Source organism: Curtobacterium sp. SL109 (assembly GCF_026672405.1).
Classification (GTDB): Bacteria; Actinomycetota; Actinomycetes; order Actinomycetales; family Microbacteriaceae; genus Curtobacterium.
This window is the reverse complement of sequence record NZ_JAPPRB010000002.1, coordinates 404789-427848: the sequence shown is the minus strand read 5'-3', so window position 1 is coordinate 427848 and position 23060 is coordinate 404789. Positions and strand designations below refer to the sequence as shown.

The window sequence follows — 23060 nt, the reverse complement described above, 5'->3', positions numbered from 1 at the left end:
CCGGTGGGGAGCCTCCTGTCAGTCAGCCGGCTGCGATGCGGGCCGCGGTGTCGCGCATCAACGCGACCACCCGGCTGCGGACCTCGTCCGGGTCGGTGCCCTCGTGCCGGGCCGCGCTGCGGAGCGCGGTCATCACCATGCCGAGCAGCATCTCGGCCGCCTGGGCCGTGGCCGCGTCCGGGCCCCAGGCCGGGTCGCGCTCGAGGACGGTGCGGACGGCACCGGTCATCGCCTCGGCCACGGTCGTCATCCGGCTGACCTGGCGGCGCATCAGCTGCGGGAAGCGCACGATGAGCTCCTTGCGGGCGAGCCGCTCGCGCTCGTCGCCGAACGTCTCGCCGAACACCAGGAACGCCAGGTCCACGACGGCCTGCGCCGCGGGCTCACCGGCGACGGTGCGGAGGTGGGCGTCGAGGGCCTCGGGGGACAGGTCGAGCTCGGTGTGCCCGAGGACCGCGTCCTCCTTGCTCTCGAAGTAGTTGAAGAAGGTGCGCGGCGAGATGTCGGCACGCGCGGCGACCTGCTCGATCGTGGTGTGGTCGATGTCGTTCTCGAGGGCCAGCGAGCGGGCGGCCTCGGCGATCCGGTGGCGCGTCTCGATCCGCTTGCGGTCGCGGAGACCGAGTGCGGGGGGCGCGACGGACTCAGGCATGGGACGACTGTAACCGGAACGTCACGTGGTTTGCAGCAGATGCAAACTTTCACTCGTGCATCCGCCACTACGCTCAGGCCCATGACCACTCCCGTGCTCGAGGTCCGAGACCTCACGAGGACCTACGGCCGCGGCTCGTCGCGGTTCGACGCGCTCAAGGGGGTGTCGCTCGCGGTGAACCAGGGTGAGAGCCTGGCGATCGTCGGCAAGTCCGGATCGGGCAAGTCGACGCTCATGCACCTGCTGGCGCTGCTCGACAAGCCCTCGGCCGGGCAGGTGCTGCTCGACGGCACCGACGCGGCGACGCTGAGCGCCCGCGACGTCAACCGCACCAGGAACAGCACCTTCGGGTTCGTGTTCCAGCAGTTCTTCCTGACGCCGAAGACCTCGGTGCTCGACAACGTCGTGCTGCCGCTGAAGATCGCCGGCGTCTCCGGAGCCGAGCGGAAGCGCCGGGGGATGGCCGCCCTCGACGCCCTCGACCTGGCGGACAAGGCGAAGAACGACGCCAACGACCTGTCCGGCGGGCAGAAGCAGCGCGTCGTCATCGCCAGGGCGCTGGTGGGGGAGCCGAGCGTGATCTTCGCCGACGAACCGACCGGCAACCTCGACACGAACACCGGGCAGGTCGTCGAGGACCTGCTCTTCGGCCTGCAGCGCGAACGGGGCATCACGCTCGTCGTCGTCACCCACGACGAGGAGCTCGCTGCGCGGTGCGACCGGAGCGTCAACGTGCGCGACGGACTCATCGTCGGCGGTTCGGACGCCCGCGCCGCCGCCGCGTCCCCTGGTGCCGCGACCGCCTCGGTCGCCACCGACCAGCACGGGAGGCACTCCGCATGAACTTCCTCGACCTCCTCCGGACCGCGGTCGGCAACACCTTCCGCTCCAAGCTCCGCACCACGCTGACCGTCATCGCGATCTTCATCGGCGCGTTCACCATCACGCTGACCTCGGCGATCGGCACCGGTGTCGGCAACTACATCGACACCCAGGTCGCGTCCATCGGGGACACCGGCTCGCTGACCATCACGAAGGCCGTCGACTCGTCGAGCACCGACAGCGGCCCGGCGAAGTACGACCCGGACGCCTCCACCCAGAGCGTCGACCGGGGGCCGGCGTCGTTCGGCTTCCTGTCGGCGTCCGACATCGACAAGGTCAAGGCGGTCGACGGCATCGGCACCGTCCGCCCGGCCGTCGCGCTGAGCCCGAAGTACGCCGAGCACGGCGACGACGGCAAGTACGTCGTCACGCTGACCGCCAACGCGGGGGAGCTCAAGGCCGACCTGGCGTCGGGGAAGCAGCTCGACGACGACACGAGGTCGAACCAGGTGGTCCTGCCGACCGACTACCTGAAGAACCTCGGGCTCGGCAGCGCGAAGGCGGCCGTGGGCGAGGACCTGACGTTCGCGGTCGACGACTACCAGGGCGCGGAGCACACCCTCACCGCCAGGGTCGTCGGCGTGCAGAACGAGTCGCTCTTCGGCGGCGGCGCCGGGGCGAACACGGCCCTGACCGACGCCATGCAGGCCGCGCAGGAGACCGGCAAGCCCTCGTCGATCGCGACCTCGTACGCCAGCGCCTCGGCCACGGTGTCATCCGGTGCTGACGTGTCCGACGTGAAGAAGGCCCTGGCGGACGACGGCTACACGGGCCAGACGATCCAGGACCAGCTCGGCCAGTTCCAGACGGTCATCAGCGGCATCGTCGGCGTGCTCAACGCCTTCGCCGTGATCGCGCTCATCGCCGCCGGGTTCGGCATCATCAACACGCTGCTGATGAGCGTGCAGGAGCGCACCCGCGAGATCGGCCTGATGAAGGCCATGGGCATGGGCGGCGGGAAGGTCTACACGCTGTTCTCGCTCGAGGCCGTGTTCATCGGGTTCCTCGGCAGCGCCATCGGGGCCGGCGTCGCGATCGGCCTCGGCACCGCGATCTCGAACGTGCTCGCGGGCACCCTGCTCAAGGACCTGCCGGGTCTGCAGATCCTGCAGTTCGCACCGTCCTCGGTGATCACGATCATCCTCGTGGTGATGTTCATCGCGTTCCTCGCGGGCACGCTGCCGGCTCGTCGGGCGGCCCGTCAGAACCCGATCGAGGCGCTCCGGTACGAGTAGCGCGCGGGCGCGACTCGTGGGGCACGGGAGTCAGGAGCCGTGGACGGTCCGCTGCCAGAGTGCGAAGGTGTGGGCGCCGACGGCGAGCACCAGCAGCACGACCCAGATCGCCAGGGCGACGACGGCGAGCAGGACGCCCCAGCCCGCCCGGCCCCGGGCGGCCGGCTCCTTCCGGAGCGAGGCGATCCCCAGGCAGAGCCCGACGATCGGGGCGAAGAACGTCCACCCGGCGAGCAGTGAGCAGATGCCCAGCACCAGGCTCGCGGTGCCGAGTCCGGTGCGGGTGGGTGCGGGTGCGGTGATCATGTCGACGACGCTACGGACGCGGCCGAGGCAAGTCGTCCCTCCAGGCGGTGATCCGGGTCCACCTGCGGGCTGACCGACACCGGACGCCGGTATCGTTCCGGGCATGGCTCTGTTCGGACGGCGCAGCAAGACCTCGACCGAGCGACCCATCAGCCAGGTCGAGCTGAAGCGGGCCGTGGACGAGGGCTTCCTCATCTCGCGCGCGGCGATCGTCATCGCGGTCGCGAACCGGATCATCACGACCTCCCTCCGCGAGAACGGGTACTTCGACCACGCCGTCGCGGCCGAGGCCACGCGTGAGGAACTCCTCCGCATGGCGACCGAGCAGCGCGGCGACGCCGAGCGCATGCGGGAGATCCGCTCGAAGGCCATGAAGCAGAAGGGCCGGTCGAAGCACCAGCACGACTACCGCCGCGGTGACGACCTCAAGCTCCGCACGCGGGAGGCCACCTACGAGCAGCTCGCCACGATGCTCGAGCAGCGTCGGGACGACAAGGGCTTCGTCGACCGCATCGTCCTCGCCGCCCGTGCCCGTGCGTGGGACGACATCGGCACCACGGTCGTGGGGCGCCTGGGCTGGGCGCAGCGTCCGACCGAGGGCTACGAGATCGGCCGCGACGACCGCGTGCAGCAGATGCTCGACGAGGACTTCGCGGCGCTGCTCGCGGAGCACCCCGTCGGCTCGGGTCCGGACTCCGTGGAGGACACCGACGAGCCCGACGACGCCGACGCGGGCGACGAGGGCACGGACGCCTCGGACGCCGACGCCGCGCGCAGCTGACTCGCCGGCTCCGAAGGCCCCGAGCCACACGGCCGTAGGCTCGACGCATGGTCGATGCGGTGGTGGTCGGAGCGGGGCCGAACGGTCTCGCCGCAGCGGTGACGCTCGCGCGGGCGGGACTGTCCGTCGAGGTCGTCGAGCGGAACGACACGATCGGTGGCGGTGCCCGCACGTCGGAGCTCACGCTGCCCGGGTTCCTGCACGACGTCTGCTCCGCCGTGCACCCCATGGCCCTGCAGTCCGAGTTCTTCCGGCGCTTCCGGATGGAGGACCGCATCGAGCTCCACCTGCCCGAGGTGCAGTACGGCCACCCGCTCGACGGCGGCCGCGCGGGCATCGCCTACCGGGACCTCGACCGCACCGCGGCTGAGCTCGGCGTCGACGGCCCCGCGTTCAAGCACCTGATGGCACCGCTCGCGCGCAACGCCGACCAGGTCGCCGACTTCGCCACCGATGCCCTGCTGCACGTGCCGCGGCACCCGCTGACGGTGCTGCGGTTCGGCCTGCGGGCACTCGAGCAGGGCAGCGCCGCGTGGAACGTCCGGTTCCGCGGGGACACCGCCCCGGCCATGGTCTCCGGCGTCGCGGCGCACTCGATCCAGCACCTGCCCTCGCTGTCCACCGCCGCCGCGGCCCTGTCGCTCGGCTCCTACGCCCACGCCAGGGGCTGGCCGGTGCCGATCGGCGGCAGCCAGGCGATCGTCGACGCGCTCGCCGCGGACCTCGTCGCGCACGGCGGCACGATCACCACGGGGCACGAGGTCCGCTCGCTCGCCGACCTGACCCCCGCCAAGGCCGTGCTGTTCGACACGAGCGTCCCCGGCATGCTCCGGATCGCCGGGAAGCAGATCCCGACCCCGAGACGCGGTGCCCTGCGACGCTTCAGGTTCGGCAACGCCGCGGCCAAGGTCGACTTCGCGCTGTCCGACGCCGTGCCGTGGACGAACGCGGAGCTCCGCCGTGCGGGCACCGTGCACATCGGCGGGACCCGGTCCGAGATCGCCGAGGCCGAGGGTGCCGTGGCCCGCGGACAGCACGCCGAGCGGCCGTACGTCCTGGGCGCCGAACCCACCGTCGTCGACCCGAGCCGCGCCCCGGCGGGCAAGCACGTCTTCTGGGCGTACGCGCACGTGCCCGCGGGCTCGGACGTCGACCCGACCGAGATGGTCACCCGCCAGATCGAGCGCTTCGCCCCGGGCTTCCGCGACACGATCCTGGCGTCGAGTTCGCGGACTGCCGTCCAGATGGGCGAGTACAACCCCAACTACGTCGGCGGCGACATCGCCGCCGGTGCCGCCAGCTTCTGGCAGCTCGTCAAGCGCCCGGTCCTCTCGAGCGACCCGTGGCGGATGGGCGGCGGCATGTACCTCTGCTCCGAGGCGTCCGCCCCGGGGCCCGGCGTGCACGGCATGGCCGGGTGGCACGCCGCCAGGAGCGCCCTGCGCCACACCTTCGGCCTGCCGGAGGACGTCGACCTCACCCCGGAGGACTGATCACCATGGCCAAGAACGTCCGCATCATCCACTGCCCGCCGGAGGCCGTCTTCGACGTGCTCCGCGACGGCTGGCTCTACCCCACGTGGGTGGTCGGCGCGTCCCGCATGCGGGGTGAGGACACGGGCTGGCCCGCGGTCGGCACGAAGATCCACCACTCGTTCGGCATCTGGCCGTTCGTCATCAACGACACCACGACGGTGCTCGAGTACGACGAGCCCCGGCGCATGGTCATCCAGGCGCGCGGCTGGCCGGTCGGCGAGGCCCGCGTCGAGGTCGAGGTCGAACCGCACCCCCGCGGCAGCCGCGTCACCCTGCGGGAGAACCCGGTGAAGGGCCCCGGCTCCCTGGTCCCCGGCTTCATCGCGCAGCCCGGCATCTGGTTCCGCAACCACGAGAGCATCCGCCGGCTCGGCTGGGTCGCGACGGGTCGCGTCGCGAGTCGCTGACCTGCGGACAGGAGGCCCGTCACCAGCTGGTGGCGAGCCTCCTGTCCGTCTCGTGGCCGGTCACACGGCCCGGCTGAACTCGCTCGCGCGCCGCACCTGGTCGTCGGTGAGGGCGACGCCCGTGTACCGCTCGAACTGGCGGGCCGCCTGCAGGGCGATGACCTCGGCGCCCGTGATGACGTGCTTGTCGGCCGCCCGGCCGGCACGGACCAGCGGGGTCTCCGAGGGGAAGGCGACCACGTCGAAGACCGTGTGGGCCGCGTCGACGCGGGCCTGGTCGAAGGCGAGGGTGTCCGCCTGGTCGCCGTCCATGCCGAGCGGTGTGACGTTGACGAGCAGGTCGGCGTCGCCGGCGTCCGCCTCGGTCCGCGCCCACGCGTAGTCGTACTGGTCGGCCAGGGCCGGGCCGGTGTCCTCGTTGCGGGCGACGACGGTCAGGTGGTCGAAGCCGGCGCCGCGGAACGCCGCCGTGACCGCCTTCGCCATGCCGCCGGAGCCGCGCAGCAGCACGCGTGCCGACGGGTCGACGTCGTGCGAGGCGAGGAGTGCCGCGACGGCCTCGTAGTCGGTGTTCGACGCCGTGAGGACGCCGTCGTCGTTCACGACCGTGTTGACGGACTGGATCGCGGCGGCGGAGGCCTCGATGGTGTCGACCAGCGGGATGACCGCCTCCTTGAACGGCATCGACACGGAGCAGCCGCGGATGCCGAGCGCCCGGATGCCCGCGACGGCACCGGGCAGGTCGGTCGTCGTGAACGCCTTGTAGATGAACTGCAGCCCGAGCTCGTCGTACAGGTAGTTGTGGAACCGGGTGCCGATGTTGCTCGGACGGGCAGCGAGCGACATGCACACCTGCATGTCCTTGTGGAGGATGGGCATGCGGCCAGTCTCCCACGACGACGGCGATGGAGCGGTCCACAGGATGTCGCTCACGCCTGCGGACGGGGGAGCAGCGTAGGGTCGCGGACGATGAGCGATCTGCCTGAGACCATGCGAGCCGTCCGCTTCGACCAGTGGGGAGACCGGAGCGTCCTCCGCGTCGACGAGGTCCCCGTGCCACCCGTCGAGCCCGGTCGGGTCCTCGTGCGCGTGCGTGCCGCCGGGATCAACCCGGGGGAGTCCGCGATCCGTCAGGGCCTGTTCGACGGTGAGGACCCGTCGAAGCTGCCCTCCGGCCAGGGCACCGACTTCGCCGGCATCGTCGTCGCGGTCGGCGAGGGCGTCGACGGCGTGGACGAGCGCGAAGAGGTCATCGGCTGGTCGTGGGACCGCGCGAGCCACGCCGAGTACGTCTCCGTGCCGGCCGGCCAGGTCGTCCAGAAGCCCCGCCTGCTCGACTGGAACGTCGCCGGGGGACTCGACGTCGTCGCCACCACCGCGGCCGCTGCCGTGCGCGCGGTCGACCCCCGTGCCGGGGAGACCGTCGTGGTCTCCGGAGCCGCCGGCGGCGTCGGTGGCTTCGTCACGCAGCTCCTGACGAACGAGGGCATCGACGTCATCGCCGTCGCGTCCGAGGCGAACCACGAGTGGCTCGCGTCGAAGGGCGCCCGCCCCGTGGCCTACGGCGACGGCCTGCAGGAGCGCATCCAGGAGCTCGCGACGAACGGCATCGACGCCCTCATCGACACGCACGGCGCCGAGTACGTGCACCTCGGCATCGCGCTCGGGATCCCCGCCGACCGCATCGAGACGGTCATCGCCTACGAGGCAGCGGCCGAGGTCGGCGCGAAGACCTCCGGCAGCGTCGACACCGCCGACCCGGAGATCCTCGGGGCACTCGCCCGGATGGTCGCCGACGGTGAGATCGAGGTGCCCGTCGCCGCCACGTACCCGCTCGACCGCGTGCAGGACGCCTACGAGGAGCTCGAGCAGGGCCACACCCGCGGCAAGATCGTCCTGGTCCCCTGACACGACGGGTGGGGGCAACCCCGCCCGGCACCCGGGGGCGATCCGCCTGTCGTCAGTGGGTCGCACGCCGTAGCGTCGTCCGCATGACCTCACTCATGCGTCCTCGTTCCGGCCGTGTCCTCGCGGGTGTCTGCGCCGGACTGGCCGACCGCTTCGGCTGGTCGCGGCTGTTCGTCCGCGTCGCCTGGATCATCCTGAGCCTGTTCCCCGGCCCGCTGTGGATCACCTACGTGGTGCTGTGGATCGTGATGCCGGCCGAGGGCGGACGGCGCCGCTGACCTAGGCTGCACTGCATGGGGGAGACGACATCCGTTGGCGGGGGTCAGCAGCAGAACAGCACGCTGCGGTTCCTGCGCGACCTGCTCGTCATCGTGCTCGCGGCGCTCCTGGTCTCCTTCCTGGTCAAGACCTTCCTGATCCGCTCCTTCTACATCCCCTCCGGGTCGATGGAGAACACGCTGCAGGTCAACGACCACGTCATCGTGAACGAGCTGGCCGGTCTGCACCGCGGCGACGTCGTGGTGTTCAAGGACCCCGGCGGGTGGCTCGACACCGCGTCGTCCGTCGAGGGCCGACCGCAGCAGCACCGGTCCCCGGTCGCGGTCGCACTCAGTGCCGTCGGCTTCGGGTCGGACGGGGACGACCACCTCGTGAAACGGGTGATCGGACTGCCCGGTGACCGCGTCCAGTGCTGCAACGCACTCGGGCAGATGGAGGTCAACGGCGTGCCGATCAGCGAGCCGTACCTCCGCGTCCAGCCCGGTGAAGCGGCGTCGACGATCCCGTTCGACGTGACCGTCCCGCCGGGGTCCCTGTGGGTGATGGGCGACAACCGGGGCGACTCGGCCGACTCCCGCCTGCACCAGGGGCTGCCCTCGAAGGGGTTCGTCCCCGAGCGCGACGTCGTCGGGCGCGCGGTCCTGATCTCGTGGCCGACGAAGCACTGGACGTGGCTGGACGACCACCCGCGGGTCTTCGCGGGGACCGACCGCCCGCACCGGTGACCGTCAGCGCTGCAGGGCGGAGAGCTTCGCCCGCAGCGCGCGGTCGAAGTACGGCTCGAGGGTCTGGGCGAACGTCGCCGTGACGTGGCTGCCGTCCCGGTACACGACGACGCCGCCGATCACCGGCGGGCACGTGACGGCGGTGCAGTAGTAGTCGGTGAGGTCGATCTCGGCCGCGCGTCCACGGAACGCCGCGACGGCCTCGGCCGAGCCCTCGAAGGGTGACGTCGCGATCTGGCGGGGCTGGTCGCAGGCTGCGTCCGTCGGGCCGTTCATCTCGCTGACGCAGGTGATGACGTCCGCGCGCGGCACCGGGTTGTCGCGGAGGGCGATCACCGGGACCCTGCCGGCGGTCGCGGCTTCCCACGCCTCGGTCATGCCCGTGACCGTGGCCTGTTCCGTGGTCTGACCGGCCGCGGGCACGACCGGGCGCAGGCCGGCGGAGTGCGTCACGAGCAGGGCGTCGACGTCCTGGTGCTGCTGGACGTAGGCGATCGCCTTCCGCTTCCAGCTGGTGCACGCAGCGACCTGCTGGGCATCGGGAGCCGACTGCACCGCGGTGGTGAGGTAGCAGCCGCCGTGCCCGGCGACGTCGATCCGCCAGCCGTTCTGCTTGCCGATGCGGTCGTACACGTCGAGCCAGACGTTGTTGTGCGAGTCGCCGATCGCGATGAGGCGCTTGGAGTACCCCGTGGTCTTCCCCAGGGCACACACGTTGAAGTCGTCCGTCGACCCCGACCAGCACGCATCGCGGTTCGCGTCGTCGTGGCGCGCCGCGGCCGGGGCAGGGACGCGGACGTCGGCGAGCCGGGCGTCCGTGCACGGGTCGTCGGAGCCGATGCGCGCGGCCGCACCGAAGCACGGCACGTGCCCGGTCGTCAGGTCCTCCGCGAACGTCGCCGCCCGGACCTCCTGCACGTGCACGGCCGTGAGGGTCCCGACGCCGAGGCCGGCCACGACGAGCGAGCAGACCACGCCGAGGACCGCGACCCGTCGCGGGCGGAGCGCACGCACCCAGCCCGAGAACCGCAGGGGTTCCTCGACGAACACGGTCGTCAGGCTGGCGAGGACGAGGGCGCCGACCAGGATGGCGAGCTTGCTCCTGAGGCCCAGAGCGTGGCCCAGGACGAGCGGCAGGACCACGACCGCCGGCCAGTGCCACAGGTAGAGCGCGTACGAGATCCGGCCGGTGAACGCGACCGGCCGGAGGGCTCCGAGGCTCTCGAACACCGTCCGTGCCCCGAACGTCACCAGGAGCGTCGCGCCGAGGACCGGGAGCAGTGCGGCCGTCCCCGGGAACGGCGTGGAGGGCGTGATGACCCAGAGTGCGGTCACCAGTGCGCCGGCACCGACGGCCGCGCCGACCAACCGCGTCACGCGTGCGGCGCGCGTGCTCGGCCGGGGAGCGCGACCGTCGCAGCGAGGCCGCCGAGGGCGAACTCCCACGCACGCGTGGCCGTCGAGAAGTAGGCGACGCCCGGGGTGCTGCCGGTCTGGGCGATGCACCAGACGAGCGACAGGACGCCGACCGCCCCGAGGAGGACCCGTGCCCGCGTCACGACCGTCAGGCGGCCCCGTGCGACGAACGAGACCGCGATGAGCAGCAGCGGCAGCGCGATGTAGAACTGTTCCTCGACGGAGAGCGACCAGAAGTGCTGGAACGGCGACGGTCGGTTGTCCGATGCGAGGTAGTCCACCGAGTCGGACGCGAGCTGCCAGTTCTGGGCGTAGACCGTCGAGGCGATGAGTTCGCGGCCGTACTGTCCCCAGAGGGCGCTCGGGACGAACGCCAGGACCGCGGCGCCCGTGGCGGCGATCGTCAGGAACGCGCCCGGCAGCAGGCGCTTGGCTCGGCGGGCCCAGAACTGGCCGAGCCGGAGGCGACCCGTCGCACGCTGCTCCCGGAGCAGGTGCGCGGTGATGAGGTACCCGGAGATGACGAAGAACACGTCGACGCCGACGAACCCGCCCGGCAGCCGGTTCGGCCAGAGGTGGTAGAGCACGACGGCGAGGACGGCGAAGGCACGGAGCCCCTGGATGTCCCAGCGGGTCGTGTCACGAGCGCGGTGGGCGGGGCTCCGGTCGGGGCCGGAAGGAGTTGTCACCGTCGGCAAGCATAGGAGACCGGTGGCGACGGCAGCGCGACCGCCCCGGGAGCTGTTCCGTCCGGACGGGTTAGGGTGGCGGACGTGCCGGTCTCCGTCTTCGATCTGTTCAGCATCGGTGTCGGCCCGTCGAGCTCGCACACCGTGGGGCCCATGCGGGCCGCGGCCGAGTTCGCCGCGCGTGTGGCGACGCTGCCGGTCGTGTCGGTCCGCGTCGACCTGTACGGCTCGCTCGCGTCCACCGGCCAGGGCCACGGCACGCTCGGGGCCGTCGCCGCGGGGCTCACCGGGGAGCTGCCCGAGACGGTCGACCCCGACGCGATGGCGCAGTCGCTCGAGGACCTCGAGCGCACCGGCACGCTGCGGCTCTCGGGCGGGCAGGTCGTCCCGTTCCGGCTCGGGGACATCGTCCAGCACCCGCTGACGATGCTGCCCCGGCACCCGAACGCGCTGCGGCTCCGGGCCTTCGACGACACCGGGAGCCAGGTCGCCGTCGAGACCTACTACTCCGTCGGCGGCGGGTTCATCACCCGCGACGGCGACGACGCACCGGCCGACGTGGCCGAGGCCGCGATCCCGGTCGACGACACCGTGCCGTACCCGTTCTCCAGCGGCGCGGAACTGCTCGCCGCGTGCGCCGCGACCGGCCTGCCCCTGAGCGGCATCGCGATGGCGAACGAGACCGCCACCAGGACCGAGGACGAGGTCCGTCGGGGCCTGCTCGAGATCCACGCCGTGATGGAGTCCTGCGTCGACCGCAGCGTCCGACGATCGGGCACGCTGCCGGGTGGGCTCGAGGTCCGCCGGCGCGCCGCCAACTGGTTCGAGCAGCTCACCCGCGACGACCCCGGCCACGACCCGCTCTTCGCGATGGAGTGGACGAACCTGACCGCGATGGCCGTCAACGAGGAGAACGCCTCGGGCGGCCGGGTCGTCACCGCCCCGACCAACGGCGCCGCCGGGATCATCCCCGCGGTGCTCTTCTACGCGCTGACCTACGTGCCGACGATCACCGCCGACCGTCGCGACGACGCCGTGGTGCGGTTCCTGCTGACCGCCGGTGCCGTCGGGTCGATCTACAAGGAACGCGCCTCGATCTCCGGCGCCGAGGTCGGCTGCCAGGGTGAGGTCGGTTCGGCCGCGTCGATGGCCGCCGCCGGGCTCGCCGAGCTCCTCGGGGGGACGCCCGAGCAGGTCGAGAACGCCGCGGAGATCGCGATGGAGCACAACCTCGGGCTGACCTGCGACCCGATCGGCGGACTCGTGCAGATCCCGTGCATCGAGCGCAACGCCATCGCGGCGAACAAGGCCGTCAACGCCGCGCGGATGGCGCTCCGGGGCGACGGCGTGCACCACGTGTCGCTCGACCAGGTCGTCGAGACCATGCGGCAGACCGGCGCCGACATGTCGACCAAGTACAAGGAGACCGCCATGGGCGGGCTCGCGGTGAACGTCCCCCTCTGCTGACCGGACCGGCGCGGCCGGGGCGAGCCGGGCCTCCAGTCCGTCCGTCCCCACCCGCTGGAGGGCGGCCTGCTCCACAACTGGGGGAGGACCCGGGCCGGGTCGACGGGATAGCGTGCACCGTCCCCCTGACGTCATCGGGGGACCGGCGCCCACGGACCGGGCACCGTCCCGAGTCACGGAGCGACCACCGATGCCCCCTCGTACCCCGTCCCTGCTGACCGCTGCGGCCATCGTCACGGCGTTCGCCGTCGTCGGTGTCGCCGTCCCGGCCGCGAACGCGTCGGCAACCGCGCCGACAGCGGTCCAGGTCGCCCCCGAGGACCCGATGCCCACATCGACGGACCCGACCACGGGCGCGACGCCCGACGGCGAGGTCGTCGACCTGACGGTCGTGCTCCGCCCCACCGACCAGGCCGCACTGCGTGCGCTGCCGACCACGACGACCGGTGCCACGACGGACGAGCGCGCCGACGCCGTCGCCGAGGTCGCACCGGAGACCGACGACCGCGCCACGGTGCACGCGGCACTCGCCGCGGCCGGCTTCACCGTCACGGACCTGGCCACCTGGCAGGTGGAGGCCCGTGGCACCGCCGCGCAGGCCGAGGCCGTGTTCGGCGTCGAGCTCCTCGGGACCGGCGACGGGATGCACCCGGTGGCCGACCCCGTGCTGTCGGGCGTCCTCGGCGGCGCGGTGACCGGCGTCCTCGGCCTGGACACCAGGCCGGCCGTGTCGCACGCTGCCGTCCCGGCCGGCTACGCCCCGGCGGACATCGCGAAGGCGTACGCGTCCTCGACGAGCGCCACGGCGGGCACGGGAGCGACGATCGCCACCGTGCAGTTCTCCGGCTGGGACCGCAACGACCTGTCCGCGTACGCCGCCGCCGTGGGGCGCCGGGTGCCGGCCCTCGACCAGGTGGCCGTCGCCGGTGCCGACGTGCACCGTCCCGACGGGAGCGGTGGTGAGACCGAGGTCGCGCTCGACCAGGAGGCACTGCTCGCCGTGGCACCGGGAGCCCGCCAGCGCGTCTACGTCGCGCCGAACTCCTTCCAGGGCATGTACCAGGCGTACAGCCAGATCGCCGACGAGGTCGGTCCCGCGGGCATCACCGCGGTGAGCATCTCCTGGGGCGCCTGCGAGTCGCTCATGTCCGGTGGTGCCCGCGCGGCACTCGACGACGCGCTCGACCGGGTCGTCGCCGCCGGTGCGACGGTCTTCGCCGCGACCGGGGACGACGGCGCGCAGTGCCCGACGGGGCCGAGCACGACGATCCGGGACGTCTCGTACCCGGCGTCCTCGGCTGCGGTCGTCGGCGTCGGTGGGACCACGCTGCGTCGCTCGGGGACGGGCTTCACGGAGAGCGGGTGGTCGAACGACCTCGGCGCCGGTGGCGGCGGGACCTCGTCGGTCACCGCCCGTCCGGCCTGGCAGACGGGTGCCGGCATCAGCGGCACGCAGCGTCGGGTCCCGGACATCGCCGCGGTCGCCGACCCGGAGACCGGTCCGGGCATCTACCTCGGCACGGCCCACGGCTTCGTCTACGGCGGCGGCACGAGCCTCGCCTCGCCCATCGTCGCGGGGCAGCTCGCCACGGCACTGTCCGCTCGGGGCTGCGCCGCGGGCGTCGGTGACCTGCACGCCGTCCTCTACGGCAACCCCTCGGCCTTCCGCGACGTGAGCACCGGGTCGAACGGCACCTGGAAGGCCACGGTCGGCCACGACCTGGCGACCGGTCTCGGCACCCCTCGGTGGTCGACGCTCGGGCCGCTCCTGCCCGTCGCGGCCTCGTGCCCGCCGCCGGCCGGACCGTCCGTCGCCGGGGCCGCGCCGACCACGATCACGGCGTCCTCCGCCACGGTGCCGTCCGGGACCTCGATCCACTCGCCGAACGGGCAGTACTGGCTGGACCTGCAGCGGGACGGCAACCTCGTCGAGTGGGGCAACGGCCGCGTGCTGTGGTCCACGAAGACCCCTGGCGTGGGGAACACCCTGTCGCTCGCGAAGAACGGCGTGCTGAGCGTCCGGTCGACCTCGGGCGCGGTGCGCTGGAGCACGACGAAGACCACGGCGACCGGCAGGCCCGTGCTCTCCGTCACGGACGGCGGTGACGTCCGTGTCACGGTGGGCACCACGGTGCTCTGGCGCAACGGCGCACCCGGGGCCGACCGGATGGTGACCGGCGCGTCACTCCAGCCGGGCCAGAACCTGTGGGACACGACGGGCAACCGACGACTGACGGTCCGGGCGGACGGGCAGATGCGCGTGCTGCTCGGCACGCGGACGGCGCTCGCGGTCAGTGGCGGTGGAGCCGGTGCGTCGCTGCGCATGGAGTCGAACGGCAACCTGGTGCTCTGGGACCGGTTCGGCAAGCAGGCGTGGTCGTCGGCGACGTCCCGATCCGGCGGCGCGAAGGTCACGCTGCGGATGCAGACCAACGGCGACCTGGTGCTGCGGAAGGGCACCACGACGATCTGGCACAGCCGGACGAAGGGCTGACGGCGGGGCGGCGGCAGCGCGGTCCCCGCGCCGCCGCCGTTCGTCGCTGCGGCGCTCGCTCAGGCCGTGGCGAGCAGCGTCAGCAGTCGGCTCGTCTCGGCCGTGATCGCGTCCCGTCCCGCGGACACGTACTTCCGCGGGTCGACGACGTCCGGCCGCTCCTCGAGCACCGCACGGAGCGCCCGGGTGAACAGCCCGTTCAGGTGCGTGGAGATGTTGACCTTCGTCATGCCCGCGCGGACGGCGCCCTGCAGCTCCTCGTCCGACAGGCCGGACGACCCGTGCAGCACGAGCGGCACCGGCACGGTGTCGCGCAGGCGGGTGACGAGGTCGCGGTCCACCGCTGCCTCGCGCGTCTGCATCGCGTGCGAGGTCCCCACGGCCACGGCGAGGGCGTCGACGCCGGTCGCCTGGACGAAGGCCGCCGCGTCCGTCGGGTCGGTGCGGACGCCGGGCGCGTGCACACCGTCCTTGCCGCCGACCTCGCCCAGCTCGGCCTCGAGCGCGATGCCCGCGCGGTGGCAGCGGTCGGCCATGACCCTGGTGGCCGCGACGTTGGCGTCGTAGTCCAGGTGCGAGCCGTCGTACATGATCGAGTCGACGCCGAGCGCGATGCCCTCGGCGACCAGGTCGACGTCCTCGATGTGGTCGAGGTGCACGAGGACCTCGACGTCGGCCGCGCGGGCGATCGCCTGCGTCGCGGTCGTGATCGGGGCGAGACCGCCGTGGTAGCGGACGCAGTTCTCGCTGATCTGCAGGATGACGGGCAGGCCGGCGAGCTCGGCGCCGGCGACGATCGCCTCGGCGTGCTCGAGCAGGACGACGTTGAAGGCGCCGACACCGTGGCGCGTCGAGCGGGCCGTGTCGAGCAGTCCGGTGAGGGCGAGGTCGATGGTCATGCGGTGCTCCGGGTCGGTTCGGTGTCGGTCAGGAATCGGTGGACGGCGGCGCGGTCGACCTCGCCGGCGACGGGGCGCAGGACGGCGGCGGCGCCGAACGCGGCGGCGGTGCGGAGGGCGGCGGTGACGTCGGTGGCGTCCCGCGTGAGTGCGAGCACGAGTCCCGCGGTGGCCGCGTCGCCCGCCCCGGTCGGGTTGCCGGTGACGCCGGGGACGGCGCCGACCTCGACGACCTCGGTGCGGGTGTGGGCGGCGATGCCGTCGGCGCCCCGGGAGACGACGACCATGCCGGCGCCGCGGTCGAGCAGCGCGAGGGCTCCGTCGCGTTCGTCCGGGAAGCCGGTGGCCTCGGCGAGCTCCTCGCGGTTGGGCTTGCAGACCGTGGCGCCCGCGTCGGCCGCGGCCAGGAGCGCGGGTCCCGAGCAGTCGGCGACGACGAGCACCCCGGCGGCGACGGCGTCGGCGATCCACGGCGTCACGACCTCGGCCGCGGTGCCGACGGGCAGCGAGCCGGAGACGACGAGGGCGTCGGACGTCGGGAGCAGTGCCCGGACGGCGTCGTCCACAGGAAGCCAGGCGGCGGGCGGCACGGACGGGCCCGGTTCGCCGAACATCGTCGGGTGCGCGTGGTCGTCGACGACCGTGACCGTGGTGCGGGTCTCACCGGGGACCGGCACGGCGGTGGCGGCGAGCCCGAGGGCGGCGACGGCGTCCGCGACCCAGGCGCCGGCCGACCCGCCGAGCGGCAGGACCGAGTGCGTCTCGACGCCCTCGCCGGCCAGCACCCGTGCCACGTTGAGGCCCTTGCCGCCCGGCAGGCGGTCGACGGACCGGACGCGCTGGGTCGTGCCGATGCGCTGCTCGTCGACGCGGTACGTGACGTCCACGGCCGGGTTGGGGGTGACGACGACGATCATGCGGACACCTCGGTGTGCGGACGGACACGCCCGGTGGTCGTGTCGACGACGACGCGGTCAGGGGACGCGGGGAGCCCGAGCAGCGCCAGCGCCCGTCCGGAGCTGGCGTCGACGGCCTCGTCGAGCGGCGTCCCCGCTGCCAGCAGGCGCAGGAAGCCGTCGAGCACGGTGCTCGTGCTGCCCGCCAGGGACGACCCGTCGGCGAGAATCGCGACCCCGTCCGACACGACGACGTCGGACCCGGCGATCCGGTACCGCCCGTCGTCGCACCCGGTGGCGGCCATCGCGTCGGACACCAGGACCATGCGGCTGCCGGTGCTGCGGCGGACCAGGTCCACGGTGACGTCGTCGAGGTGGTGGCCGTCGACGATCGCCTCGACGTGCAGGCGCGGGTCGGTCAGGGCGACCCCGACCGGACCGGGAGCGCGGTGGTGCAGCGGCGGCATCCCGTTGAAGACGTGGGTGACGAGCCGGGCGCCGGCGTCCACGGCACGGCTGACGGTCTCGGCGTCGGCGTCCGTGTGGCCGATCGCGACGACGACCCCCGCCGCGGTCAGGCGCGCGACGGCGTCGAGCGCGCCGGGCAGCTCGGGGGCGAGCGTCACGATGCGGAGCGTGCCGGCGGCGGCGTCGAGGTACGTGTCGACCTCCGCCGGGGTCGGGGCGTGCAGGAGCTCGGCGGCGTGGGCCCCGCGGCGGGCGGGCGACAGCCAGGGCCCCTCGAGGTGCAGGCCGGCGAGCACGCCCTCGTCGACGAGCGGTCCGAGGCGACGGAGCGCGGCCACGGTGGCGTCGGGCGTCCCCGTCGCGATCGAGGCCACCATCGTGGTGGTCCCGCGTCCGGCGTGGTGGGCGACGGCGGCACGGGCGTCGTCGGCGGAGCAGGTGGCGAAGTCGTGGCCGAGGGCACCGTGCACGTGCACGTCGACGAACCCGGGGACGACGAGGTCGTGGGCGGTCATGCGCGGCCGCCGATCGGGTCCTCGGTCGGTGCGAGCGTGTCGAGGAGCTCCCGCGCGAGCAGCCCGGCACCGATGGCCCCGGCGGCGTCGCCGTGGCGTGCGGGCAGGAGCGTCGGCGCACGGAGCCCGACGAGTCGGTCGGCCACGGCGGTTCGGAGCGGGTCGAGCAGCATCGCGCCGGACTCGGCCAGGCCGCCACCGACGACGACGGCGTGGCAGCCCGCGACGGCGGTGATCCAGGCGATCGCCTCGCCGAGCACGTCGACGCACTCCTGCCACACGGCGGTCGCCACGGGGTCACCCTGCTGCACACGGAGCATCGCCGCGTGGGCGGACGCCGTGCCGGCACGGCGGGCGACGGCCCCTGCTGACGCGATCTCCTCGACGCGGAGCCCCGCGTGCGGACCGTGCTGGATGCGCACCTGTCCGATCTCGCCGGCCCAGCCGCCACCGGACACGACGGCACCGTCGACGACCAGGGCACTGGCGAGCCCGGTGCCGACGGGCACGAAGCCGACGGACCCGCGGTCGAGGGGCTGGGTCGCACCGGGCACGGGGCGCGACTCGGCGAGGGCGCCGGCGCGCACGTCGTGGCCGAACGCCACGGGGACGTCGACACCGCGGGCGACGAGCGCCGCGTGGATGCGCTCGCGGACGGGGACGCCCTGCCAGCCGAGGTTCACGGCGAGCACGGACACCCCGGTGACCTCGTCGACCACGCCCGGGACGACCACGCCGACGGCCGCCAGGCGAGTCGCACCGGACGCAGCGGCCGCGGTGACCGCCAGCTCGGCGATCACCTCGGCGAGCTGCACGGCGTCGGGGTCGGCACGCGGGGTCGGGACGCGGTGCTCGCCGAGCACCGTGCCCGCGGCGTCCGTGACCCGGGCCTTGATGCCCGTGCCGCCGACGTCGACCCCGAGCACCAGCCCCGTCGGACCCATCAGGTGAGGATGACCGAACGGGTCAGCGACCGCGGGTGGTCCGGGTCGAGACCACGGCGCTCGGCCAGGGCGACGGCGAACCGGTGCACGACGACGAGCCCGGCGATCGGGTCGAGCTCATGTCGGACGAACCGGGCACCGGTGGCGGCGACCTCGTCCTCCAGGCCCTCGGGCGACTCGCCGAGCGACCAGACCAGACGGCCCGGCTGCGCGATCGCGATCGGCCCGTGGCGGTAGTCCATCGCCGGGTACGACTCGGCCCAGAACTGCGCGGCCTCGCGCGTCTTGAGTGCCGCTTCGAACGTCAGGCCAACGGCGGCACCACGGCCGACGAAGGACACCTGCTCGGCGTCGAGCAGGTCCTCGATCGGGAGCGTGAGTGCGGTCTCCGCCTGGGCGGCGAGGGCGTCGACGTCGTCGCCGATCGACGCGCGCAGCAGTGCGAGCGTCGTGGTGGCGAACCGGGTCTGCACGACGCTGCGCTCGTCGGCGAAGGGCAGCGCGACGACGTCGTCGGCCTCGGCGGCCGCGGGGCTGTCGGCGACCGCGGTGATGAGCACGGTGCGCTGGGTCGGCAGTGCGGCGAGGAGCGAGACGATCTCCGTCGTCGTGCCCGAACGGCTGATGGTGACGACGCGGTCGTAGTCGCGACCGGCGGGGTACTCCGAGCCGGCGAAGGCGTCCGTGACACCGAGCCCGGCCTGCTCACGGGCGACGGCGTAGCTCATCGCGATGAACCAGCTGGTGCCGCAGCCGACGACGGCCACGCGCTCGCCGGGCTGGGGGAGGGAGTCGACGAACGAGGGCAGCAGGGCCGCAGCAGCGCGCCACGTCTCCGGCTGCGACGCGAGCTCTTCGCTCACGAAGGTGTCGGTCATGAGGGCCTTCCGATCCGTGAGTCGATCCGGGATGATCGACGTGGTTGGGAGCATAGCGAGCGATCGTGCTCGAAGCGAGGGCAAAACGTCATTTCCGATCAGGGCAAGTGTGATCTGCGCCCGTAGGATGGCCCTCATGACTCCGCAACAGCGGCTCAACGCCCTGCTCGAGCTCGTGAGCGACCGGGGGAACGTGTCGATCTCCGAGATCGGCGACGTGCTCGGGATCTCCGCGGCGACCGCCCGCCGCGACCTCGCCACGCTCGCCGACCAGCGCCTCGTCACGCGCACCCACGGTGGAGCCGCCGCGCTCGGCGCCGGGTACGAGCTGCCGCTGCAGTACAAGATCGCCCGCCAGGCCGAGGCGAAGACCGCCATCGCCCGCGCCACGGCTGCGCTCGTGGCCCCCGGCGACACCGTCGGGCTGAACGGCGGCACGACGACGACCGAGGTGGCGCGCGAACTCGGCAAGAGCGAGCGCTTCATCCGCTCCGACGGCGAGTTCGGCATCACGATCGTCACGAACGCGCTGAACATCGGGTACGAGCTGTCCGTGCGCGCGAACGTCAAGATCGTGGTCACGGGTGGTGTCGCCCGTCGTCAGTCCTACGAGCTGATCGGGCCGCTGGTGCGCGACACCCTCGACGAGTTCGCACTCGACGTCGTCGTCCTCGGCGTCGACGGCCTGACCGGGCAGTACGGCGCCACCACCATGCACGAGGGCGAGGCCGAGGTCAGCCGGCACTTCGCCTCGGTCGGACGGCGCGTGATCGTCGTGGCCGACTCCACCAAGGTCGAGCGGTCCACGTTCGCGCGGATCTGCCCGCTCGACCGGATCGACGTGCTCGTCACCGACCAGCCGGTGCCGTCGACGTTCGCGTCCGACCTCGCCGCCGCCGGCGTGGAGCTCGTCGTCGCGGACTGATCCCGAGCCTCCTGGCTCGTCCTGACCCGTCCCGGCACGCTCCGGACGTTACCGGCGTGTAAAACCCTTGCATCTCGCTTCCGTGAGCGATCTGTGATCGCATATTGTGCATCCATGATCGATTTGGCATCATTGCCGTCACAATCACGCAAGGGAGCGAGATGACCGTCAACACGAACGAAGCCCTCCGCGTCGCGGTGATCGGGATGGGTCAGCGGTCGTACATCGCCCGTCACGTCGCCGACGCCGTCGCGTCCGCCACCGACCTGGAGGCCCGGGTCACGGCCGTCGTGGACGTCACCCCCGCCGGGCGGGAGCGCGGACAGACCGAGTACCCCGACGCGCAGGTCCTCGAGGACCACCGCGCGCTGGCCGGGCTGGTCGACGCCGCGATCGTCACCACGCCGGACTGGACCCACGCCGAGATCGCGACCGACCTGCTGCGCGCGGGCATCGCCGTCTACCTCGAGAAGCCCCTCGCCATCACGGTCGAGGACGCCGACGCGGTGCTCAACACGGCCGCCGAGACCGGCACCCCGCTCTACGTCGGGCACAACTTCCGGCACGCCGCCGTGGTGCGCCTGATGCGCCAGGTCATCGAGCGCGGCGAGATCGGCGAGGTCAAGGCCGTCTGGGTCCGCCACTTCGTCGGCAACGGCGGCGACTACTACTTCAAGGACTGGCACGCCGACCGCACCAAGGTCAACTCGCTGCTCCTGCAGAAGGCCAGCCACGACCTCGACGTGATCCACGCCCTCGCCGGCGCGTACACGACCCGCGTCGTGGGCATGGGCTCGCTGTCGGTCTACGGCGACGTGACCGACCGCCGGGACCGCAGCGACGAGCTGATGACCGACTGGTTCTCGTTCGACAACTGGCCGCCGGCCGAGCAGACCGGGCTCAACCCCGTCGTCGACGTCGAGGACGTCTCGATGGTGATGATGACGCTCGACAACGGCGTGCAGGCCAGCTACGAGCAGTGCCACTTCACGCCGGACTACTGGCGGAACTACACGGTGATCGGCACCCACGGGCGCCTCGAGAACATCGGTGACACCGGCGGCGGCGTGGTCAAGGTCTGGAACCACCGACGGAACTGGGACGTCCAGGGTGACGTCGAGTACCCGATCGACGGCGTCGAGGACGGCCACAGCGACGCCGACCTGCTCACGATGACCGAGTTCCTGCGCTCCGTCGCCTTCGGTGAACCGACCAGCCTGTCGCCCCTCGCGGCACGTGCAGCGGTCGCCACCGGCGCCCTCGCCACCCGGTCGCTCCGCAACGGGTCCGAGCCCATCGACGTCCCACCGCTGCCCGAGGCGACCCTCCGGCACTTCGCGACCACCTCCGTTCCCGAAAGGACCACCCGATGACCGCTCCCACCGCCCGTCCGGGCCGCGGCCGACGCCGCGCACTGCTCGGTCTCGCCGCTGCCGTCAGCGCCGTCGCGCTGCTCGCCGGCTGCAGCACCTCGTCCTCCGGCAGCGCCGGCGGTTCCGGCGAGGTCGCGAAGGACACCAAGGCGAACCTGACGTACGCCGTCTGGGACCAGAACCAGGTGAAGGCGATCAAGGCCAACATCAAGGGCTTCAATGAGAAGTACCCCGACATCAAGGTCAACGTCGACGTCACCCCGTACGCCAGCTACTTCACGAAGCTGCAGACGCAGGGCTCCAGCAACACGCTGCCCGACCTGTTCTGGATGAACGGCCCGAACTTCCAGCTGTACGCAGGCAACGGCAAGCTCGCCCCGATCACCGACGAGGTCAAGTCGGGCGCGATCGACCCGAAGAACTACTCCTCGGCGCTCAACAAGCTCTACACGCTCGACGGCAAGCAGTACGGCGTCCCGAAGGACTTCGACACCATCGGCGTGTGGATGAACAAGTCGCTGTTCGAGCAGGCCGGCGTCCCGATGCCGTCCAAGGACTGGACCTGGGACGACTTCCAGAAGACCGGCGCCGAGCTCTCCGCGAAGCTGAAGAGCCAGGGCGCCTACGGTGCCGCCGCGGGCATGGACGGCCAGACCACGTACTACGACACGATCTTCCAGGCCGGTGGGTCCGTCGTCGACGGCAAGAAGTCGGAGTACGACTCGAAGGCCGCCGAGGCCGGGCTGGCCTACTGGACCGACCTCATCAAGTCCGGTGCGTCGCCCACGATGCAGCAGCTGACCGACACCACGGCCGACCAGTGGTTCACCTCCGGCAAGGTCGCCATGTACCAGGGCGGCAGCTGGTTCCGCTCCGCGCTGATCGGCACCGACATCGAGAAGGACGTCGTCGCCTACCCGCTGCCCAAGGGCAAGGAGCAGGCCACGGTCATCCACGGCGTCTCGAACGTCGTGGCCGAGGCCTCGAAGAACAAGGGCGCCGCGCAGGCGCTGCAGGCCTACATGGCGTCGAAGCCCGCCCAGCAGCAGCAGGGCGACATGGGCGCGATCATCCCCGCCTACACCGGGACGCAGGACGCCTTCACGAAGACCATGCCGGACGCCGACCTGCAGGTCTTCCTGGACGCGGTGAAGTACGCCAAGCCGCTGCCGGTGTCGAAGAACACCGCCGCGTGGAACACCCTCGAGACGAACCTGCTCCCGAGCGCCTTCGACGGGTCGAAGCCGGTCGACCAGGTCGCGAAGGAACTGGCCACAAAGATGGACGCAGCACTCGCCAAGGAGTGACGGAGCCGGTCGACCGGTCGGGCCTGATCCCCGGCCGGTCGACCGTCCCGCGTCCCACCTCCCCCGATCCACCAGCAGC

General features: G+C 72.4%; 23 protein-coding genes. 13 read left to right on the top strand and 10 right to left on the bottom strand.

Going from position 1 to position 23060, the window contains the following annotated elements; all coding sequences use genetic code 11:
• Positions 1-22 precede the first annotated feature (22 nt).
• Positions 23-652 carry a TetR/AcrR family transcriptional regulator gene (locus OVA28_RS03390; RefSeq protein WP_194659474.1) on the bottom strand — a complete coding sequence of 210 codons (630 nt, stop codon included), beginning with the start codon at positions 650-652 and terminating at the stop codon, positions 23-25.
• 81 nt (positions 653-733) lie between these two features.
• Here OVA28_RS03390 and OVA28_RS03385 point away from each other — a divergent pair, with 81 nt between their 5' ends.
• A complete protein-coding gene (locus OVA28_RS03385; RefSeq protein ID WP_228504428.1) occupies positions 734-1495 on the top strand; it encodes an ABC transporter ATP-binding protein in 762 nt (253 codons plus the stop codon).
• Positions 1492-2769, top strand: coding sequence for an ABC transporter permease (locus tag OVA28_RS03380; RefSeq protein WP_268095755.1), 1278 nt, complete (start codon positions 1492-1494; stop codon positions 2767-2769). The genes OVA28_RS03385 and OVA28_RS03380 overlap by 4 nt, the downstream gene beginning before the upstream one ends.
• Before the next feature lie 30 nt (positions 2770-2799).
• Here the strand turns inward: OVA28_RS03380 and OVA28_RS03375 are convergent, their stop codons facing one another.
• Positions 2800-3075 (bottom strand): hypothetical protein, encoded by a 276-nt coding sequence (locus tag OVA28_RS03375; RefSeq protein WP_268095754.1) that lies wholly within the window; start codon positions 3073-3075, stop codon positions 2800-2802.
• 103 nt (positions 3076-3178) lie between these two features.
• Here OVA28_RS03375 and OVA28_RS03370 point away from each other — a divergent pair, with 103 nt between their 5' ends.
• The 3 genes from OVA28_RS03370 to OVA28_RS03360 are packed head-to-tail and all read left to right on the top strand — an operon-like array spanning position 3179 to position 5798.
• Positions 3179-3856 carry a hypothetical protein gene (locus OVA28_RS03370; RefSeq protein WP_194659469.1) on the top strand — a complete coding sequence of 226 codons (678 nt, stop codon included), beginning with the start codon at positions 3179-3181 and terminating at the stop codon, positions 3854-3856.
• A 47-nt stretch (positions 3857-3903) separates the two neighbouring features.
• Entirely contained in the window at positions 3904-5349 is a 1446-nt protein-coding gene (locus OVA28_RS03365) for a phytoene desaturase family protein (protein WP_268095753.1), read from the top strand.
• Between the two features lie 5 nt (positions 5350-5354).
• Positions 5355-5798, top strand: coding sequence for an SRPBCC family protein (locus OVA28_RS03360; protein WP_268095752.1), 444 nt, complete (start codon positions 5355-5357; stop codon positions 5796-5798).
• A gap of 60 nt (positions 5799-5858) precedes the next feature.
• Here OVA28_RS03360 and OVA28_RS03355 read toward each other — a convergent pair whose 3' ends face one another.
• Positions 5859-6677: a shikimate 5-dehydrogenase gene (locus OVA28_RS03355; protein ID WP_268095750.1), complete on the bottom strand. Its 819-nt coding sequence runs from the start codon at positions 6675-6677 to the stop codon at positions 5859-5861.
• A gap of 90 nt (positions 6678-6767) precedes the next feature.
• Here OVA28_RS03355 and OVA28_RS03350 point away from each other — a divergent pair, with 90 nt between their 5' ends.
• The 3 genes from OVA28_RS03350 to lepB all read left to right on the top strand — a co-directional run bounded on the left by OVA28_RS03350 (position 6768) and on the right by lepB (position 8710).
• Positions 6768-7706: an NADP-dependent oxidoreductase gene (locus tag OVA28_RS03350; RefSeq protein ID WP_228504427.1), complete on the top strand. Its 939-nt coding sequence runs from the start codon at positions 6768-6770 to the stop codon at positions 7704-7706.
• A gap of 83 nt (positions 7707-7789) precedes the next feature.
• The gene (locus tag OVA28_RS03345) at positions 7790-7984 is read left to right on the top strand and encodes a PspC domain-containing protein (protein WP_071276996.1); all 195 of its coding nucleotides are present in this window, start codon (positions 7790-7792) and stop codon (positions 7982-7984) included.
• A 15-nt stretch (positions 7985-7999) separates the two neighbouring features.
• Positions 8000-8710 carry a signal peptidase I gene (lepB, locus tag OVA28_RS03340; protein ID WP_268095749.1) on the top strand — a complete coding sequence of 237 codons (711 nt, stop codon included), beginning with the start codon at positions 8000-8002 and terminating at the stop codon, positions 8708-8710.
• A 3-nt stretch (positions 8711-8713) separates the two neighbouring features.
• Here the strand turns inward: lepB and OVA28_RS03335 are convergent, their stop codons facing one another.
• Both OVA28_RS03335 and OVA28_RS03330 read right to left on the bottom strand, forming a co-directional pair.
• Complete coding sequence (locus OVA28_RS03335; RefSeq protein ID WP_268095748.1) at positions 8714-10087, bottom strand: acyltransferase family protein; 1374 nt, start codon at positions 10085-10087, stop codon at positions 8714-8716.
• Positions 10084-10815 carry an acyltransferase family protein gene (locus OVA28_RS03330; RefSeq protein ID WP_268095747.1) on the bottom strand — a complete coding sequence of 244 codons (732 nt, stop codon included), beginning with the start codon at positions 10813-10815 and terminating at the stop codon, positions 10084-10086. The genes OVA28_RS03335 and OVA28_RS03330 overlap by 4 nt, the downstream gene beginning before the upstream one ends.
• A gap of 84 nt (positions 10816-10899) precedes the next feature.
• On the opposite strand from OVA28_RS03330, the gene OVA28_RS03325 reads away from it, so the two are divergent.
• Together OVA28_RS03325 and OVA28_RS03320 are read left to right on the top strand one after the other, a co-directional pair.
• Positions 10900-12282, top strand: a complete 1383-nt coding sequence (locus OVA28_RS03325; protein ID WP_268095746.1) for an L-serine ammonia-lyase — start codon at positions 10900-10902, stop codon at positions 12280-12282.
• Positions 12283-12472: 190 nt separating this feature from the next.
• Positions 12473-14776, top strand: a complete 2304-nt coding sequence (locus OVA28_RS03320; protein ID WP_268095745.1) for a S8 family serine peptidase — start codon at positions 12473-12475, stop codon at positions 14774-14776.
• Between the two features lie 59 nt (positions 14777-14835).
• On the opposite strand, the gene OVA28_RS03315 is transcribed toward OVA28_RS03320, so the two are convergent.
• The 5 genes from OVA28_RS03315 to OVA28_RS03295 are packed head-to-tail and all read right to left on the bottom strand — an operon-like array spanning position 14836 to position 19376.
• Positions 14836-15675 (bottom strand): class II fructose-bisphosphate aldolase, encoded by an 840-nt coding sequence (locus OVA28_RS03315; RefSeq protein ID WP_268095744.1) that lies wholly within the window; start codon positions 15673-15675, stop codon positions 14836-14838.
• A complete protein-coding gene (locus tag OVA28_RS03310; protein WP_268095743.1) occupies positions 15672-16592 on the bottom strand; it encodes a 1-phosphofructokinase family hexose kinase in 921 nt (306 codons plus the stop codon). Before OVA28_RS03310 ends, OVA28_RS03315 begins: the two co-directional genes overlap by 4 nt.
• The gene (locus OVA28_RS03305) at positions 16589-17554 is read right to left on the bottom strand and encodes an N-acetylglucosamine-6-phosphate deacetylase (RefSeq protein ID WP_268095742.1); all 966 of its coding nucleotides are present in this window, start codon (positions 17552-17554) and stop codon (positions 16589-16591) included. The genes OVA28_RS03310 and OVA28_RS03305 overlap by 4 nt, the downstream gene beginning before the upstream one ends.
• On the bottom strand, positions 17551-18498 hold the full coding sequence (locus OVA28_RS03300) for an ROK family protein (protein WP_268095738.1): 948 nt from the start codon (positions 18496-18498) through the stop codon (positions 17551-17553). Before OVA28_RS03300 ends, OVA28_RS03305 begins: the two co-directional genes overlap by 4 nt.
• Positions 18498-19376, bottom strand: a complete 879-nt coding sequence (locus tag OVA28_RS03295; RefSeq protein WP_268095737.1) for an SIS domain-containing protein — start codon at positions 19374-19376, stop codon at positions 18498-18500. Before OVA28_RS03295 ends, OVA28_RS03300 begins: the two co-directional genes overlap by 1 nt.
• A gap of 136 nt (positions 19377-19512) precedes the next feature.
• Between OVA28_RS03295 and OVA28_RS03290 the strand changes: the two genes are divergently transcribed.
• The 3 genes from OVA28_RS03290 to OVA28_RS03280 all read left to right on the top strand — a co-directional run bounded on the left by OVA28_RS03290 (position 19513) and on the right by OVA28_RS03280 (position 22981).
• On the top strand, positions 19513-20301 hold the full coding sequence (locus OVA28_RS03290) for a DeoR/GlpR family DNA-binding transcription regulator (protein WP_194659454.1): 789 nt from the start codon (positions 19513-19515) through the stop codon (positions 20299-20301).
• Positions 20302-20462: 161 nt separating this feature from the next.
• Positions 20463-21674: a Gfo/Idh/MocA family protein gene (locus tag OVA28_RS03285; protein ID WP_268095736.1), complete on the top strand. Its 1212-nt coding sequence runs from the start codon at positions 20463-20465 to the stop codon at positions 21672-21674.
• Entirely contained in the window at positions 21671-22981 is a 1311-nt protein-coding gene (locus OVA28_RS03280) for an ABC transporter substrate-binding protein (protein ID WP_268095735.1), read from the top strand. The genes OVA28_RS03285 and OVA28_RS03280 overlap by 4 nt, the downstream gene beginning before the upstream one ends.
• The last annotated feature ends 79 nt before the right edge of the window (positions 22982-23060 follow it).